Here is a 17,459-nt window from a genome sequence, read left to right on the forward strand (position 1 = left end):
CGAACGGGTGAAGCAACCGCGCCCATTGTGGGGAAGCGCGGTCGGCGCGGGTTTGGCCTTCCGCGGTCGAACCGTCGATCGGCCGTCATGGCGGTGAACACCACAGCCCACCGGGCTGCTGTGGTGGACCACCACATGGGAGCCGGGCCCCCGGATTTCCTAGCGTTCTCGGCCATGGACACCACTACAGCCCGCCCGCTCGACGGCCGGACGGCCCTGGTCACCGGGGCCGCCTCGGGCATCGGCCGGGCCTGCGCCGAGGCCCTCGCCGAGGCCGGCGCCCGGGTCTACGTCGTCGACCTCGCGGCCGGACCGGCCCGGGAGCTCGCCGAGCGGATCGGCGGCCGCGCCGTCGTCGCGGACCTCGCCGACCCGGAGGCCGTGGAGGCCCTGCCGGCCGACGCCGACATCGTGGTCAACAACGCCGGTCTCCAACACGTCGCGCCCGTCCACGAGTTCCCGCCCGACCGCTTCACCCTCATCCAACGCGTCATGGTCGAGGCGCCGTTCCGCATCCTGCGCCGCACTCTCCCGCACATGTACGAGCAGGAGTGGGGCCGGGTGGTCAACATCTCCTCCGTCCACGGCCTGCGGGCCAGCGCCTTCAAGTCCGCCTACGTCACCGCCAAGCACGCGCTGGAGGGCCTCAGCAAGACCGTCGCCCTGGAGGGCGCCCCCTACGGCGTCACCAGCAACTGCATCAACCCGGGCTACGTCCGAACTCCCCTGGTGGAGAAGCAGATCGCGAGCCAGGCGCTCGCCCACGGCATCCGCGAGGACGAGGTCGTCGAGCAGATCATGCTCGAACGCACGGCCGTCAAGCGCCTCATCGAGCCCGAGGAGATCGCCCAACTCGCCCTCTGGCTCTGCTCCCCGCCCGCCTCCTACATCACCGGCGCCAGCCTCCCCGTCGACGGCGGCTGGACGGCGCACTGAGCGGCGGCACCTGGCCGTCCTCCCCAGACCGACCCCCGGGACTATGTGGGCGGCCCACATAGTCCCGGGGAACGCGCCTCCCTACCTTGTGGCGACGTCCCTTGGGGCGGCGCCCCTCGGGACGACACTCCTCGGGGCGACGTCCCTGGGGGCGACATCCTCCCCCCGGCCCGGAAGTGGTGACCATGAACGCCTCCGCACCAGCCACGGCAGCCACCCGCTCACTCCCTCGGGTCGTGGCCGCCAGTCTCATCGGGACCACCATCGAGTGGTACGACTACTTCTTGTACGGAACAGCGGCCGCGCTGGTGTTCAACAAGCTGTTCTTCCCGAACACCGATCCGCTGACGGGGACGCTGCTGTCCTTCCTCACCTACGCGATCGGGTTCGCCGCGCGACCGATCGGGGCGCTGGTGTTCGGGCACTTCGGGGACCGGGTCGGGCGGAAGAAGCTGCTCGTCGTCAGCTGCTGCTGATGGGCGGGTCGACCACGCTGATCGGCGTGCTGCCCACCTACAGCTCCATCGGGGCGGCGGCGCCGGTGCTGTTGACGGTGCTGCGCCTGGTGCAGGGCTTCGCGCTCGGCGGGGAGTGGGGCGGGGCGGTGCTGCTGGTGTCGGAGCACGGGGACCAGCGGCGGCGCGGGTTCTGGGCGTCGTGGCCGCAGGGCGGGGCGCCGGCCGGGAACCTGCTGGCGGCGGGGGTGCTGTCGCTGCTGACGGCGGTGCTGTCGGAGGACGCGTTCCTGTCGTGGGGGTGGCGGGTGCCGTTCCTGCTGTCGGCGGTGCTGGTCGGGGTCGGGCTGTGGATCCGGCTGGCGGTGGACGAGTCGCCGCTGTTCAAGCAGGCGCTGGCGGCCCAGCAGCAGCGGAGGACCGCCGAACAGCCGCCGCTGGTGGCGGTGTTGCGCAACCACTGGCGGGAGGTGCTGGTGGCGATGGGCGCGCGGATGGCGGAGAACATCTCGTACTACGTGATGACCACCTTTGTGCTGACGTACGCCGTCACCCACGCGCACTTCTCCAAGCAGACCGCGCTGAACGCCGTACTGATCGGCTCCGCGATCCAGTTCGCGCTGATCCCGCTGTTCGGAGCACTGTCCGACCGGGTCGGACGCAAGCCGGTGTACCTGGTGGGCGCGGTCGGGGTGGGCGTCTGGGCGTTCGTCTTCTTCGGGCTGGTGGACACCAGGTCGTTCGGACAGCTGGTGGTCGCGGTGACGGTCGGGCTGGTCTTCCACAGCGCGATGTACGCACCGCAGGCGGCGTTCTTCTCCGAGCTGTTCGCCACCCGGATGCGCTACTCGGGCGCCTCGATCGGGGCCCAGTTCGCCTCGGTGGCCGCCGGCGCGCCCGCGCCGCTGATCGCGACCGCGCTGCTCAAGGACTACGGCAACGCCACCCCGATCTCGGTGTACGTGGCGATCGCGGCGGCGATCACCGTGCTGGCGGTGCTGTGCGGGCGGGAGACCAGGGGCAGCGACCTGGCGGACGTCGAGGCGGCGGTGGAGGCGGAGGCCGCCGCCGTGGCGGCCAAGCCCGCCACCGCCTGACGGCGGAGCCGCTACGATCGCGCTTCCGTCGGACCCGACGCCGATTGGCGGCACGCACCATGAACCACCCTCACGAAAGCGCCGCGCCCGCGCTGCGGCGGCTGCTCGACCTGCTCGCCTCCGGCGCCGCCACCGAGGACTTCGCCGACGTGCTGGCCGACGCCCGCCGCCGCGGGGCGCCGGCCGCCGTCCTCGCCGAGATCGACGACGCCACCTGGCAGGCCCTGCGGGTGCACCGCACGCTGCGTCAACACCGGCGCCGGGAGGCGGAGTTGACCGCACTGTTCGACACCGCCGGGGACCTCGCCGCCTCCCGGGAGCTGGACACCGTGCTCCAGGCGATCGTCCGTCGCGCCCGGATGCTGCTCGGCACCGACACCGCGTACCTGACCCTGCCGGACGAGGCCGCGGGCGACACCTACATGCGGGTCACCGACGGCTCGGTCTCCGTCCTGTTCCAGACCCTGCGGCTCAGTCTCGGCCACGGCCTGGGCGGCCTGGTCGCGCAGACCGCCCGCCCGTACGCCACCCCCGACTACCGCACCGACGAACGGTTCCACCACACCGGCACGATCGACGCGGGCGTGCTCGACGAGGGCCTGGTGGCGATCATCGGGGTGCCGCTGCTGCTCGGCGGCGAGGTCATCGGGGTACTGTTCGCCGCCGACCGCTCGCCCCGCGCCTTCTCCCCCGACGAGGTGGCGCTGCTGTGCACACTGGCCGCGCACGCCGCGATCGCCCTGGACACCGCCAAGTCGCTGGCCGACACCCGGGCCGCGCTCGCCGAACTGAACAGCGCCAACGAACTGGTCCGCGCCCACTCGGCCGCCGTCCAGCGCGCCGAGCAGGCCCACGACCGGCTCACCGACCTGGTGCTGCGCGGCGCCGAGGTGCCGGACGTCGCCGCCGCCGTCGCGGCCCTGCTGGGCGGCGAGATAGCGGTCCTCGACGCCGAGGGCGAGCCGCTGGCCGGGCGGTCCGCACCCGCCGGCGAACTGGCGGAGGCGGTCGCCGCGTCCCGGGCCGAGGGGCGGTCCGTCCGGCACGGCGAGCTGTGGGTGTGCGCGGTGCTGGCCGGGCACGACGCCCTCGGCACCCTGGTACTGCGCGGACGCCCCGGCCTCGACGACGCGGACCGGCGCCTGTTCGAACGGGCCAGCGTGGTGACCGCGCTGCTCCTGCTGCTGCGCCGCTCGGTGGCCGAGACCGAGAACAGGGTCCGCGGCGAACTGCTCACCGACCTGCTGACCGCCCCCGACCGCGATCCGGCCGGGCTCACCGCGCGCGGCCGCCGGCTCGGCGTCGACCTCGCCCGCCCGCACCTGGTCCTGGTCGCCGAACCGGCCGAACCCGCCGGGCCCCCCGTCCCCGACCGCGGCCGGCTGGCAGGCGCCGCCCGGCGGTACCTGTTCGGCTCCCGGGGCGTCAGCGCCGAGCACGGCGAGGCGGTGGTGCTGCTGGTGCCGGAGGCCGGCGACCCGGAGGAGGCCGCGCGGCAGGCCGCCGAGCGGCTGGCCCGGCTGGCCGGGTTCCCGGTCACCGTGGGCGCCGGCCGTCCGGCCGCCGGCCCGCCCGCGCTGGCCGCCTCGTACGCCGAGGGTCTGCGCTGCGTCCGGGCGCTGCGGGTGCTCGGCCGCGCCGGGGAGGGCGCCTCGGCCCGCGCGCTGGGCTTCCTCGGGGTGCTGCTCGGCGACGGGCACGACGTGGACGGCTTCGTCGGCTCGGCGCTCGGCCCGCTGCTCGCCTACGACGCCCGGCGCGGCACCGAACTGGTCCGCACCCTGCGCGCCTACTTCGACTGCGGCGGCAGCCTCACCCGCGCCAAGGACGAACTGCACGTCCACGTGAACACCGTCGTCCAGCGGCTGGACCGGGTCGAGGCGCTGCTCGGCCCGGACTGGAACCACCCCGAGCGCTCGCTCGAACTCCAGCTGGCGCTGCGGCTGCAACTGCTCGCGGGGGGCTGAGCGGTCCTCGCGGAGGGCTGAGCGGCCCTTACGGAGGGCTGATCGACCCTTGCGGAGGGGCTGATCGACCCTTGCGGGCGCGGCCCGTGCGGGTGCCCGAACGTCCCGTACGGGCGGCTGAACCGTCCGTACGGGCGTGGGCGTACAGTGGCGAGGTTGGTCTCGAACGCCTGGCAAGGAGCGGCAGCGGTGAGCGAGAACGTGCGTTTCGTTCGAATGGGGACAGGCGAGGGCGCCATCGCCTACCAGGAGGCCTGGGAGGAGCAGCAGCGCCTGCACGCGCTGCGAGTCGCGGACGAGATCCCCGACACCGTGCTGCTGCTGGAGCACCAGCCCGTCTACACGATGGGCAAGCGCACCAACCCCGCCGACCTGCCGCTGGACGGCACCCCGGTGGTCGAGGTCAACCGGGGCGGAGAGATCACCTGGCACGGCCCCGGCCAGCTGGTCGGCTACCCCATCGTCAAGCTGCCCGACCCGATCGACGTGGTCGCCTACGTCCGCCGGCTGGAGGAGGCGCTGATCCGCGCCTGCGCCGGGTTCGGCGTCGGAACCACCCGGGTCGAGGGCCGCAGCGGCGTCTGGGTGCTGGGCGATTCCATCCCGGACGCCGTGGTGGACCCGGCGCAGGTGGTGGACATCGGCAAGCTGACCCTGCGGATGGGCCTGCCGCTGGGCATCGACCCGCGGCTGGCCGGCCCCGAGTACGCGCCGTCCAACGCCGGCCAGCGCGGCGACGACCGCAAGCTCGCCGCGATCGGCGTCCGGGTCGCCCGCGGGGTCACCATGCACGGCTTCGCGCTCAACTGCGACCCCGACATGACCTGGTTCGACCGGATCGTGCCGTGCGGCATCCGGGACGCCGGCGTCGCCTCGCTCGCCGGTGAGCTGGGGCGCGACTTCACCGTCGGCGAGGCGCTGCCGATGGTCGAGCGGCACCTGGCGGACGTGTTCGCGGAGCTGCCCGAACCCGCGCTCACCCGCTGACCCGGGCCCGGGTCCTCACCCGAGTCCGCCCTCGGGCCCGTCCTCGGGTCCTGCTCCGGATTCTTCCCCGTGTCCTGTTCCGGGTTCTCCCCCGGGAATCTACCGGCCAGTAGCTCTGTTGCCCTGCGATTGCGGGGCAACAGGCCGCGCAAAGGCCTTACAACCACAGGCGTACCCTGGGGGTACCCCGTCTAGTTCTAGGAGTCGCACGTGTCCGCTGTCGCGCCCGACGGCAGGAAGCTGCTCCGCCTGGAGGTCCGCAACAGCGAGACCCCCATCGAGCGGAAGCCCGAGTGGATCAAGACCCGCGCGAAGATGGGGCCGGAGTACAACGCCCTCCAGTCGCTGGTGAAGAAGGAGGGGCTGCACACCGTCTGCCAGGAAGCCGGCTGCCCCAACATCTTCGAGTGCTGGGAGGACCGCGAGGCGACCTTCCTCATCGGCGGCGACCAGTGCACCCGCCGCTGCGACTTCTGCCAGATCGACACCGGCAAGCCCGCCGAGTTCGACCGGGACGAGCCGCGCCGGGTCGCCGAGTCCATCGTCACGATGGACCTCAACTACGCCACCATCACCGGCGTCGCCCGCGACGACCTGCCGGACGGCGGCGCCTGGCTGTACGCCGAGACCGTACGCCAGGTGCACGCGCTGACCGCCGACCGCGAGAGCGGCCGCACCGGCGTCGAGCTGCTGATCCCCGACTTCAACGCGGTGCCCGAGCAGCTGGCCGAGGTCTTCTCCTCCCGCCCCGAGGTGCTCGCGCACAACGTCGAGACGGTGCCGCGGATCTTCAAGCGGATCCGCCCGGCCTTCCGCTACGAGCGCTCGCTCGACGTCATCACCCAGGCCCGCGCGGCCGGGCTGGTCACCAAGTCCAACCTGATCCTCGGCATGGGCGAGACCCGCGAGGAGGTCAGCCAGGCGCTGGCCGACCTCGTCGGCGCCGGCTGCGAGCTGATCACCATCACCCAGTACCTGCGCCCCTCGCTGCGCCACCACCCGGTGGAGCGCTGGGTCAAGCCGCACGAGTTCGTCGAGCTCCAGCAGGAGGCCGAGGAGCTGGGCTTCGCCGGGGTCATGTCGGGCCCGCTGGTGCGCTCCTCCTACCGGGCCGGGCGACTGTACCGGCAGGCGCTGGAGCGGCGCGCGCAGGCCGCGGTCTGATCCGGCTGGGCCGGTTGGGGCAGCGGGGTCGGCTGAGCCCGCCGATCCTGCTGATCCGGTGCTTTTGAGCCACCCGCATGCGGGCGAAGGGCGGAGCCTCGGCTCCGCCCTTTTGGTTTTCACCGCGCTTTGACTGCCTGGTCACCGCCTGGTAACACGGGATGGTGACGATGGACTCGTTGCGATCGTTCGATTCTTCTCAGCCACGAGGGGAGCTGTTCGGCATGCGGATGCGCATCCGGTCGGTGGGGGTCGCGCTGCGGCTCGCCGAGAGCGTCCTGCTGGCGGGTGGCCAGCAGCAGGCCCGGCGCAACGCCTGGGCGGCGGTCTGCGAGAACCGCCAGTACGCGGCGGACCGCCGCCACGACGCGCGGGCGGCGACGACGTCACCGCCACGACGGTGAGGTCCCCGACGGTTCTCTACAGTCCTCTACAGTCCTCGACGGTTCTCGACGGTGACGTTCTCGACGCGACCGCGCCGGGGGCCGTTCGCCGTGGCCGACGGTCGCTGTGTGCGACGGCACAGGGCACACGAGTCACGGATCGAGGCGAACGGGTACCCGGGCTTGGTTATCCCGTACCCGTGCCACGTACCATGAGCGTTATGGCGAGGGAAACATCCGAGAACCCCGGGCGACTGAAGCAGATCCGCCTGGCGTACACCATGACCAAGAAGGTCGACACCAAGATCGGCCTGATCATCGCCGGCGTCGGCCTGCTGACCTTCGGCGTGTTCCTCGCCATCGGCTTCGCAATCGACCACCCGATCTACCTGGGCATCCTGGGCTTCATCGTGGCCTTCCTGGCCATGGCGATCGTCTTCGGGCGCCGGGCCGAACGCGCGGCGTTCGGACAGATGGAAGGGCAGCCGGGCGCCGTTGCGGCGGTGCTGAACAACATCCGACGCGGCTGGAGTTCCAACTCCACCCCGGTCGCGGTCACCCGCAACCAGGACGCGGTCTACCGTGCGGTGGGCCGGGCCGGAATCGCGCTGATCGGCGAAGGCAACCCGAACCGGGTGCGCCAGCTGCTGGCCTCCGAGAAGAAGAAGATGGCCCGGGTCGTCGGCGACGTGCCGGTGCACGACATCGTGGTGGGTACCGGCGAGGGCGAGATCCCGCTCAAGAAGCTGCAGATCCACCTGATGCGACTGCCCCGCGCCATCACCGCGTCCCAGGTCACCGAGACCAACGACCGTCTGCGCGCCCTGGGCGACCTGCTCTCCAAGGCGCCGATCCCCAAGGGCCCGATGCCCAAGGGTGCCCGGATGCCCAAGGGCGGCCAGGCCCGCTGACGCTCCCCCGACCACAACACTGAACGGCCCCGCCGCGGAGATCCCGCAGCGGGGCCGTTCAGTGTTGTGCGGCAAGGTCGTCCGGCCCTGGATCCGGACCGGGTCAGGGCCTCGACAGATCCCGACTAGATCCGGACCTCGACGGTGCCGACCGCCTTGTCGTGCAGACCGCGGGTGTCACGGTCCCAGACCAGCGGCGGCACCACCAGGCAGAGCAGCAAGGTGCGCAGCAGCACCTGCGGGATGGTCGCGCGGCCGCCGTCCAGGCGGATCACCCGGAGGCCGAACAGCCGCTTGCCGACGGTCGTCCCGGTGGTGGCGAGCAGCACCGCCGCGACCAGGAAGTAGAGCGGGCTGGTCCACAGGTTCGCCTCGGCCGGGCTGCCCTTGCCGATCAGCCCGTAGGCGATCAGCGCGACCAGCCAGCCGTCCACGAACAGGGCGCCGATCCGGCGGCCGGGGCCCGCGATCGAGCCGGGGCCCTCCTTGGGCAGGCCGAGGCGCTCGCCGCGGAAGCCGAAGTCGGCTCCCATCTTCTCGGCGGCCGCCTTCGGGCCGTCGATCCACGATCCCAACGCTTCTCTGGTGTCCACGAATCCACACTAACCGGGCGACCCGTCCGGACCGCCACCGGCTCCCCCGAACGCCACGGGCGGGTGAATCGTGCCGCCGGAGCTTTCCAAGTGGTCCAGACCACTTGTGGAGAGCCGAGCCTGACGGCGGTACGTTTTGCCCCGTCCCGTACATCTTTGCCACCCGATCGGCGGGCGTGGTTAACATTTATGAAACGACCGGGTCACCGGCCGGAAACGGCCCGTTCCTAGGGTGAGCCCCATTCGCACGCCGAGGAGGATGGATGTTCAACAACGCCGCCGAAGTGAAGCAGTTCATTCAGGACAACGACGTGAAGTTCGTCGATGTCCGCTTCTGCGATCTGCCTGGCGTCATGCAGCACTTCTCCGTACCTGCGGCGACCTTCGACCCGTCCGAGATCCTGATGTTCGACGGCTCGTCGATCCGCGGCTTCCAGGCCATCCACGAGTCCGACATGGCCCTGGTCCCGGACCTCGCCACGGCTCGGCTCGACCCCTTCCGGGTCGAGAAGCACCTCAACATCAACTTCTTCATCCAGGACCCGGTCACCGGCGAGGCCTACAGCCGCGACCCGCGCAACGTCGCCAAGAAGGCCGAGGCCTACCTCGCCTCCTCCGGCATCGCCGACACCGCGTTCTTCGGGCCCGAGGCCGAGTTCTACGTCTTCGACTCGGTCCGCTTCGAGACCAGCGCCAACGCGTCCTTCTACCACATCGACTCGGAGGCCGGTGCCTGGAACTCCGGCGCCGCCGAGGGCGACGTCCGCGGCTACAAGGTCAAGTACAAGGGCGGCTACTTCCCCACCCCGCCGGTGGACCACTTCGCCGACCTGCGGGCCGAGATGTCGCTCGAACTGGCCAAGTCCGGCCTCGAGGTCGAGCGCCAGCACCACGAGGTCGGCACGGCCGGCCAGGCCGAGATCAACTACAAGTTCAACACCCTGCTGCACGCCGCCGACGACCTGATGCTGTTCAAGTACATCATCAAGAACGTCGCCTGGCGCAACGGCAAGACGGCCACCTTCATGCCCAAGCCGATCTTCGGCGACAACGGCTCGGGCATGCACGTCCACCAGTCGCTGTGGACCGAGGGCTCGCCGCTCTTCTACGACGAGCAGGGCTACGCCGGCCTCTCCGACACCGCCCGCTACTACATCGGCGGCCTGCTCCGGCACGCCCCCTCGCTGCTGGCCTTCACCAACCCGTCGGTGAACTCCTACCACCGCCTGGTCCCGGGCTTCGAGGCGCCGGTCAACCTCGTCTACTCCCAGCGCAACCGCTCGGCCGCGATCCGCATCCCGATCACCGGCTCCAACGCCAAGGCCAAGCGCATCGAGTTCCGCGCGCCCGACCCCTCCTCCAACCCGTACCTGGCCTTCGCCGCCATGCTGATGGCCGGCCTCGACGGCATCCGCAACAAGATCGAGCCGCTGGAGCCCGTCGACAAGGACCTCTACGAGCTGGCCCCCGAGGAGCACGCCAACGTCCCGCAGGTGCCCGCCTCCCTCCCGGCCGTCCTCGACGCCCTGGAAGCCGACCACGAGTACCTGCTCGCCGGCAACGTCTTCACCCCGGACCTGATCGAGACCTGGATCGACTTCAAGCGCACCAACGAGATCGCCCCCATCGCCCTCCGCCCCCACCCGCACGAGTTCGAGCTGTACTACGACCTCTAATCGCGGTTGCCGGTGCGGGCACGAAGCCTGTTCAGGGCCCCGTCGCGCTCTTCTCGAGCGCGGCGGGGCCCTCTCGGCGGGTGGGGCCGATCGGGTGAAAGTGTGGGGTTGTGCGTTGCGTCGGGGGAGGGACGGTCGGACGGTCGGATGAACTTCCGAGATGCGCATTCACTTCCGGACCGGGCGGATCGCCTCGGTGCTGGCCCTGCTGGCCGGTTCGCTGCTCGGCAGCAGCGTGCTGGCGCCACCGGCCCAGGCCGCGATCTCTTTCACCAAATCCGTCGACAAGGCGACCGTCTCCCCGGGGGAGAACGTCACCTACACCCTCCGGTACACCTGCTCCATCACCGAGTGCACCGACGGGCGGATCACCGACACCCTGCCGTCGAACATGCAGTTCGTCGGCTGGACGCCCGACCCCTCCTCGGTGGACCAGGCCGCCTCCACGGTGCCCGCCGCGGGCGCGATGGGCGGCACCATGGACATCAGGCTCAAGGACCTCAGCCCGGGCACCACCGCCACCATCACGGTGACGATGAAGTACCCGAACTTCACCACCCCCGACGGGGCGGCCTCCACCAACTCGGCCACCATGACGGCCACCGGTGAGCCCAGCCAGACCGCCACCGCCGACACCAAGGCCCAGGTGCAGCCGCAGTACACGGTGACCAAGGGCATCCAGACCTCCAGCAGCGACGGGCGCACCGTCACCTACCAGTTCAGCGCCTGCGCCACCGACCTGGTGCCCAACGTCGACCTGGACACCAGCCGGCTGCTGGACACCCTGCCGCCCGGCGCCGTGGTGGACACCGGCCGCTCGCCCGGCTGGAGCCAGGTCGCGCCCGGCCCCAACACCTGGGGCTACGACATCGGGGAGTTCCGCTCCGGCAACGGCCGCGGCGGTTGCCAACTGCCGGGTGTGCTGGTCGTCAACTACCCGGAGGCCGACTTCCCGGACGGGACGACCTCCGACAACACCGTGGACCTGTACGGCGACCCGATCGGCCCGGACGCCGAGCGCGAGCTCGACACCGCCAGTACCACCACCGGTCAGTTCCGGCCCCCGGCCACCGGTGTGATGGTGACCGCCAGCAAGGTGTGGCGCGACAGCGTCGTCTCCGGCGACCTCGACTCCTTCAGCCTGTCGGCCACCAACACCTCCGGCCCGGCCACCAGCCTGACCATGACCGACCCCGGCGCCGGCACCACCGACGGCCTGTACAACTGGCTCTTCCCGCAGTCCCTCCAGCTGGAGCCGTGGAACCCGACCAGCATCGGGCTCACGCTGCAGTACCGCCTCGACGGCGACCCGACCTGGCTGACCTTCAGCCCGTCCAGCCCGCTGGACGGGTCCAGCGCCCGCCGGATCACCTTCGTCCAGGGCGCCGGCGACCCGACCCGCGACGAGCTGGGCATCCCGGCCGGCCGCCGGCTCGACGGCCTCAGGTTCACCTGGGACGGCCCCATCCCGACCGGCTGGAGCCCGGGCAACTCGGTGCAGGTGATCACCCAGGTCGTCACCCCCGGCCACGACGGGCGCCCGGCCCCCAGCCCGCTGACCAACTGTCTGGACACCACCGCCGGCGACGGCACCAGCACCTCCGCCGCCAACGCCTGCGCCTCGACCACCGTCACCGCCGCGACCAACCTGGGCGCGGCCAAGACCACCGTCGCCGGCGAGCTCTCCGCACCCGGCGGCATGGCGACCTTCCAGGTGATCCCGTACAACCGCAGCGGCCGCGACCTGACCCGCCCGCTCGTGCTGTACGACGTGCTCCCGGCCGGTGTCGTCTACGTCGAGGGCTCCGCCCGCCCGGACCCGAACTACCCGGACGCCAAGGCCCCCCAGTCGATCACCGTCACCCCCGGCCCGGACGGCCGCCAGATCGTCCGGATGGAATGGCCGCCCGGCGCGCCCGACATGACGTACCTGCACGACGCGCTGGCCTACCGGATGCTCTTCGACGTCCAGGTGGCCAGCAGCATCCGCTCCGGCGAGCTGACCAACGACATCTACGTCACCGTCGACCAGCCGACCGCGCCGGTCTCCTGCATGTTCTCCGGCTCCGACAGCGGCAGCACGCCGGACGTGCTGGACCTCAACGGCAACGGCGACACCTCCGAGCTCATGTGCCACGCCTCCTCCCGGATCCAGGTGGACGTGCCGAGCGTGCTGCGCTCGTACAAGGAGGTCATGGGCGACCTGGACGCCGACTACGTCAGCATCGGCAGCGCCACCCCCGGCGGCCGGATCTCCTACCGGATGACCGTCCGCAACGACTCGCCCGACCCGGTCACCGACTTCATCGCCTACGACAAGCTCCCCACCCCGGGCGACAACTACGTCCTCACCCAGGACGCTCCGCGCGGCAGCGCCTGGACCCCGTCGCTGAGCCAGCCGATCACCACCAGCGACCCGACCGTGGGGATCGAGTACACCACCGACCCCAACCCGTGCGTCGACGCCGCCCTGGTCAACCGGACCGGCTGCAACAGCAGCGCCACCTGGAGCAGCACCTTCCCCGGCCCGGGAACGGCCACCTGGTTCCGGGTCCGCCGCCCCGGCAGCCTGGCCTCCGGCGAGGCCTTCACCCTGACCTGGCCCATGGTCGCCTCGGTGGACGCCCCCGACGGGGAGTACGCCTGGAACAGCTTCGCCTTCACCGCCACCGACGCCAGCGGCCGCCAGCTGCTGCCCGCCGAGCCGGCCAAGGTCGGCGTCGCCGTCAAGCAGACCAAGCCCTCCGACAACGCGCTCGGCGACTTCGTCTGGCAGGACGTGGACGGCTCCGGCATCCAGAAGCCCGGCGACCCGGGCATCGCCGGCGTCACGGTGAAGCTGCTCGACGGCAACGGCCAGCCCGTCCGCGACAAGAACGGCAAGCCGGTCACCACGGTGACCGACCAGAACGGCCACTACCTCTTCGACCACCTGCCCGACGGCAGCTACGCGGTGCAGTTCGACCTGTCCACCCTGCCCGACGGCGCCGTCGTCACCAAGCGGGGCGTCGGCACCGATCCGGCCAAGGACTCGGACGCCGACCCGGCCACCGGCATCACCCAGACCGTCACGCTCAGCGGAGGGCAGCGCGACCTCGACCTCGACATGGGCGTGATCCTGCCGACCACCCCCACCGGGTCGCCGTCCCCGTCGCCGTCCCCGTCCCCGACCTCCTCGCCTTCCCCGACGTCGTCCCCGTCGCCGACGTCCTCGCCGACGCCGTCGACGTCCCCCTCGCCGACCGCGACCCGGTCCGGCAGTACGACCCCGACCGCCGGCCCGACCCACAGCGCGAGTCCGTCGGCGAGCGGCGGGACGCTGCCCAACACCGGCGGCTCGGCGCCCGACGCGCTGATCGCCGCCCTCGGCGCCCTCGCCGTCCTGGGCGGTGTGGCGCTGTGCGCGGTGGTCTACCGGCGGCCCGGACGACACAGCTGACACCGACGACGGACAACTGAACACCGATCGACACCAGTGGCGCCGCCCCCAGCGGCGCCACTGGCGCGTTGTCGGAGGCGGGCGAGCAGGCGGGCAGGCGGGCAGGCGGGCAGGCGGGCAGGCGGGCAGGCGGGCAGGGCTGGAACCGAGGGCTCGGGCTGCGGGGGTTCACCCGGGGAAGGCCTACGGGCGCTCCGGAGTCAGCGCCAGGACGGCGAGGTCGTCGGCGAGCAGGCCGGCGTACTCGTGGACGTCCTGGGCCAGGAAGGAGACCAGCCGGTCGGGCGAGGTGGTGCCGAGGGCGGCCAGGCGGGGGGCCAGCGGGTAGAAGGCGCCGGTGGCGTCCCGGGCCTCGCTCACACCGTCGGTGTAGAGCAGGACGGTGTGGCCCGGGGGCAGCGCGACGGCGGTCGGCTTGCCGCGTTCGTCGGGGGGCCCGAGGTGGGCCAGGCCGAGCGGGAGTTCGTCCGCGCAGGACACCGGGGTGATGGTGTGCTCGGTGAGCAGCAGCGGGGTGGTGTGGCCCCGGTTGACGATCTCCACGCAGTCGGAGCCCGGCCGGTACTGCAGCAGGACGGCGGTGACGAACAGCTCGTCGTCGCCCCGGTCGGCGGCGTCGCGCAGGACGGCACGGTCCAGCTGGTCGGCGAGGTCGACCAGGTCGGGGGTGTCGTGCGCGGTCGCCCGGAAGGCGCCGAGCACGTCGGCCACCGTACGGACGGCGCCGAGGCCCTTGCCTCGGACGTCGCCGAGCAGCACCCGGACGCCGAAGCGGGTGTCGCACACCTCGTACAGGTCCCCGCCGACCAGGACCTCGGCCTGGGCCGGGCGGTAGAGGCCGGCCACCCGCAGACCGCCCGCCCGCTCGGGCACCGGGCGCAGCACGGTTCGCTGCAGGGTCTCGGCGACGGTACGGGCGTGCAGCAGGGTGCGGTTCTGCCGGGTCCGCTGCCAGGACAGGGCGGTGCCCATCACCCCGGAGAGCAGCGTGGCGATGTAGACCCAGACGTGGTGCTGCTCGTCGATGTGGCCCGCCCGCACGGCCAGCACCAGTTGCAGCGCCAGGGCGCCGACCGTGGTGGTGGCGGTCAGCACCGGGCCGTAGCTGAACGCCGCCACCACGGGCAGCGCGGTCAGCAGGAAGCCGGCCGCGACGGCGTCCGGGACGACCGCCTCGGCGGCCAGGTCGAGCAGCAGGAGGAGCACCGGCAGCCAGGGCACCCAGCGCGGTGCCCGGGGTTCCACGGCCGCCGGATGCTCCGGGCGGGGTGCTACGGGCACGGTGGGGTCCTCCTGGCCGACCGGTCGGTATGACCGGTTCGTCCCTCCATGCTCTCCTACGGAGGACCCGGCCACGAACGGCCGAACGTCCCGGTTTCCGGGGCCGGCCGGGCCCGGAAGCGGGGCGTCAGGGCCGGTCGGCGGACGGTGACCGACCCGGCCCCGGCCGGCGGACGGGTCGGCGGGCGCGCCGACAACCGGGCCGGGTGGGCGGTCAGCGGCGAGACGGTCATCAGCGGACGATCACCGGCAGGGTCTCGAAGCCGCGCAGGACCAGGCGGTCCCGCCGGGCCGGCACGCCGCCCGGGGCCAGCCGGGGGAAGCGGTCGAGCAGGGCGGGCACCGCGACCTCGGCCTCCAGTCGGGCCAGCTGGGCGCCCAGGCAGTAGTGCGGGCCGCCGCCGAAGCTCAGCGGCTGGCTGTCCCGGCGGGTCGGGTCGAACACCTCCGGGCGGTCGTACCGGGCCGGATCGTGGTTGGCCGCGCCGAGCAGCAGGAGCGCCACGTTGCCGACCGGCACGGGCAGCCCGTCGACGGCCAGCCCCTCGGCCAGCGCCACCCGGGAGGTGAGCTGGACCGGGGAGTCGAAGCGCAGCACCTCGTCGGTGAAGCCGGCCGGGGTGATCGCGCCGCTGCGCAGCCCGGCGGCGGCCTCCGGGTGGCGGAACAGCAGGGCCAGGCCGTTGCCGAGCAGGTTGGTGGTGGTCTCGAAGCCGGCCACCAGCAGCAGCACCAGGTTGGCCAGCAGTTCCCGGGCGGGCAGCCGCTCAGGGTCGTCGACGGCGATCCGGGCCAGGTCGGTGACCAGGTCGTCCTGCGGGCGGGCGAGGCGCTCGGCGGCCAGCTCGGTGAAGTAGCCGGCCAGTTCGTCGGCGGCCTCGTCCGCCTCGGTGAGCTCGGAGCGGTCGTCGATGAACTCCAGGGCGACGGTGAGGTCGGAGGCGAGGTCGCGGAAGCGGTAGCGGTCCCGCTCGGGGACGCCGAGCAGTTCGCAGATCACCCCGACCGGCAGCCGGAAGGCGAAGGCGTCCATGAAGTCCACCGGCGAGCCGTCGGCGCCCTGCTCGGCCATCCCGTCCAGCAGCCCGGCGACCGCCTCCTCCACCGCCGGGCGCAGCGCGGCCACCCGGCGGGCGGTGAAGACCGAGGCGATCAGCGAGCGGACCCGGGGGTGGTCGGGCGCGTTGCGCTGCAGGATCGAGCGGCCGAACAGCGCCAGCGACGGGTGCTCGGCGAACTCCGGGGTCAGCTCCGCCATCATGTCGGCGGTCGCGACGGCGAAGGCGGGGGTGCGCAGCACCTTGTCGGCCGCGGCGTGGCCGGCCACCAGGAAGGTGTCCGGCCCGGCGGGCACCGCCGCGCCCAGCGCGTGTGCCCGCGCGTACAGCGGGTACGGGTCGGCCCGGCCCTCGCTGGTCAGCAGTTCCTCGATGATCGCCGCGCCGTCCATCCGGTGCTCCCCTCCCAGAGGCCACGTTCCTGCTGCGTGAACCACCGGAGGGTGCAGCGGAGTTCCCGTCCGGCGGGGGCGCCGGGCCGGACCGGGGGCTCGACCGGCGGAGGCCCGGGTGCGCGTCCGGCGGGGGCGCCGGGCCGGGCGGGTTGGCGCCCGGCCGTCGGGCGGCTCGGTAGGGTTGCCGGTATGGAGATCTGGATCAACCCGCGCTGCGGCAAGTGTCGGTCGGCGCTCGGCGAGCTGGAGGCCGTCGGGGCCGAGTACACCGTGCGGCGCTACCTGGAGGATCCGCCGACCGCGGCCGAGCTGGAGCAGGTGCTGGAGCGGCTGGGCCTGGAGCCGTGGGACATCACCCGCATCGACGAGCAGGTCGCCAAGGACCTGGGGATGCGGAAGTGGTCCCGGGAGCCGGCGGACCGGGACCGCTGGATCGCGGCGATGGCGGAGCACCCGATCCTGATCCAGCGCCCGATCATCACCGCGGACGACGGCCACGCCGTCGTGGCCCGCACCCCCGAGGCGGTCAAGTCCGTCCTGCCGTAGCAGCGGCGCGTCCGGAGTCTCCGAGGTGTCCGGAGCCTCCGAGGTGTCCGGGGCCGGTCAGTGCAGCTGGATCCGCTGCACCGGCCGGCCCGGGTGCCAGTTGAGGATCCACAGGTGGCCCTCCCCCACGGCGGTGTGCACCACCTGCTCCAGGTCCAGCCGGAAGGCGTGGAAGGCGGTCGGCGGCGGCTCGGGCAGATCGGCCGCGTAGGCGGACAGTTCGGCCTCGTCGGTGATCTCGACCGCGCGGCCGGAGACCTTGGAGTCCCCGCCGGCCATCGTCTCGTCCCCCGGGTGGGCGTGCAGCGCGAAGCGGCCGTCCCGTTGGAGGTCGCGCGCCTTGGCCGAGCCGTACATCGACCCGAGCATCAGGTCGGCGCCGACGAAGTCGACCTCCGTACCGCTCACCCGGGGCGACCCGTCCTTGCGCAGCGTCGCCAGGACGTGGTGCTTCTCGGCTTCGAACCGGGCCCGCACGAGGGGGGCCAGCTCGGGTGCCTGCTGCTCGAAATCCTGCCAGGTGGCCATGGCGCCAGTCTGGCACCGGGCACCGACAACCGCCGGGTGTCAG

General features: G+C 72.4%; 13 protein-coding genes and 1 pseudogene. 10 read left to right on the top strand and 4 right to left on the bottom strand.

From position 1 onward, the window contains the following. The first annotated feature begins 174 nt into the window (after window positions 1-174). The 7 genes and pseudogenes from AB0O19_RS24280 to AB0O19_RS24310 all read left to right on the top strand — a co-directional run bounded on the left by AB0O19_RS24280 (window position 175) and on the right by AB0O19_RS24310 (window position 7,900). The gene (locus AB0O19_RS24280; protein ID WP_363622278.1) at window positions 175-936 is read left to right on the top strand and encodes a 3-hydroxybutyrate dehydrogenase; all 762 of its coding nucleotides are present in this window, start codon (window positions 175-177) and stop codon (window positions 934-936) included. 185 nt (window positions 937-1,121) lie between these two features. Then, window positions 1,122-2,488: pseudogene (locus AB0O19_RS24285) on the top strand (MFS transporter). A gap of 59 nt (window positions 2,489-2,547) precedes the next feature. Next, the gene (locus AB0O19_RS24290) at window positions 2,548-4,455 is read left to right on the top strand and encodes a GAF domain-containing protein (RefSeq protein WP_363622279.1); all 1,908 of its coding nucleotides are present in this window, start codon (window positions 2,548-2,550) and stop codon (window positions 4,453-4,455) included. A 189-nt stretch (window positions 4,456-4,644) separates the two neighbouring features. Then, window positions 4,645-5,442, top strand: coding sequence for a lipoyl(octanoyl) transferase LipB (gene lipB, locus AB0O19_RS24295; protein ID WP_363622281.1), 798 nt, complete (start codon window positions 4,645-4,647; stop codon window positions 5,440-5,442). Between the two features lie 210 nt (window positions 5,443-5,652). Beyond that, complete coding sequence (gene lipA / locus AB0O19_RS24300) at window positions 5,653-6,606, top strand: lipoyl synthase (protein WP_063347320.1); 954 nt, start codon at window positions 5,653-5,655, stop codon at window positions 6,604-6,606. Between the two features lie 224 nt (window positions 6,607-6,830). Next, complete coding sequence (locus tag AB0O19_RS24305; RefSeq protein WP_363580931.1) at window positions 6,831-7,010, top strand: hypothetical protein; 180 nt, start codon at window positions 6,831-6,833, stop codon at window positions 7,008-7,010. A 200-nt stretch (window positions 7,011-7,210) separates the two neighbouring features. Continuing rightward, window positions 7,211-7,900 carry a DUF4191 domain-containing protein gene (locus AB0O19_RS24310; protein ID WP_063347321.1) on the top strand — a complete coding sequence of 230 codons (690 nt, stop codon included), beginning with the start codon at window positions 7,211-7,213 and terminating at the stop codon, window positions 7,898-7,900. A gap of 125 nt (window positions 7,901-8,025) precedes the next feature. On the opposite strand, the gene AB0O19_RS24315 is transcribed toward AB0O19_RS24310, so the two are convergent. After that, window positions 8,026-8,493, bottom strand: a complete 468-nt coding sequence (locus AB0O19_RS24315) for an RDD family protein (protein WP_350885262.1) — start codon at window positions 8,491-8,493, stop codon at window positions 8,026-8,028. Between the two features lie 263 nt (window positions 8,494-8,756). On the opposite strand from AB0O19_RS24315, the gene glnA reads away from it, so the two are divergent. Further along, window positions 8,757-10,169 (top strand): type I glutamate--ammonia ligase, encoded by a 1,413-nt coding sequence (gene glnA / locus AB0O19_RS24320; RefSeq protein ID WP_063347323.1) that lies wholly within the window; start codon window positions 8,757-8,759, stop codon window positions 10,167-10,169. Between the two features lie 160 nt (window positions 10,170-10,329). Beyond that, window positions 10,330-13,608, top strand: a complete 3,279-nt coding sequence (locus tag AB0O19_RS24325) for an SdrD B-like domain-containing protein (protein WP_363622283.1) — start codon at window positions 10,330-10,332, stop codon at window positions 13,606-13,608. 183 nt (window positions 13,609-13,791) lie between these two features. On the opposite strand, the gene AB0O19_RS24330 is transcribed toward AB0O19_RS24325, so the two are convergent. Together AB0O19_RS24330 and AB0O19_RS24335 are read right to left on the bottom strand one after the other, a co-directional pair. Then, window positions 13,792-14,889, bottom strand: a complete 1,098-nt coding sequence (locus tag AB0O19_RS24330) for a PP2C family protein-serine/threonine phosphatase (RefSeq protein ID WP_363580909.1) — start codon at window positions 14,887-14,889, stop codon at window positions 13,792-13,794. Window positions 14,890-15,121: 232 nt separating this feature from the next. Next, window positions 15,122-16,339, bottom strand: a complete 1,218-nt coding sequence (locus AB0O19_RS24335; protein ID WP_363580908.1) for a cytochrome P450 — start codon at window positions 16,337-16,339, stop codon at window positions 15,122-15,124. Window positions 16,340-16,531: 192 nt separating this feature from the next. Here AB0O19_RS24335 and AB0O19_RS24340 point away from each other — a divergent pair, with 192 nt between their 5' ends. Continuing rightward, a complete protein-coding gene (locus tag AB0O19_RS24340; protein ID WP_363580907.1) occupies window positions 16,532-16,888 on the top strand; it encodes an arsenate reductase family protein in 357 nt (118 codons plus the stop codon). A 57-nt stretch (window positions 16,889-16,945) separates the two neighbouring features. Here AB0O19_RS24340 and AB0O19_RS24345 read toward each other — a convergent pair whose 3' ends face one another. After that, the gene (locus tag AB0O19_RS24345) at window positions 16,946-17,416 is read right to left on the bottom strand and encodes a pyridoxamine 5'-phosphate oxidase family protein (RefSeq protein ID WP_363622285.1); all 471 of its coding nucleotides are present in this window, start codon (window positions 17,414-17,416) and stop codon (window positions 16,946-16,948) included. Between the last annotated feature and the right edge of the window lie 43 nt (window positions 17,417-17,459).

Source organism: Kitasatospora sp. NPDC091276 (assembly GCF_040684355.1).
GTDB lineage: Bacteria > Actinomycetota > Actinomycetes > Streptomycetales > Streptomycetaceae > Kitasatospora.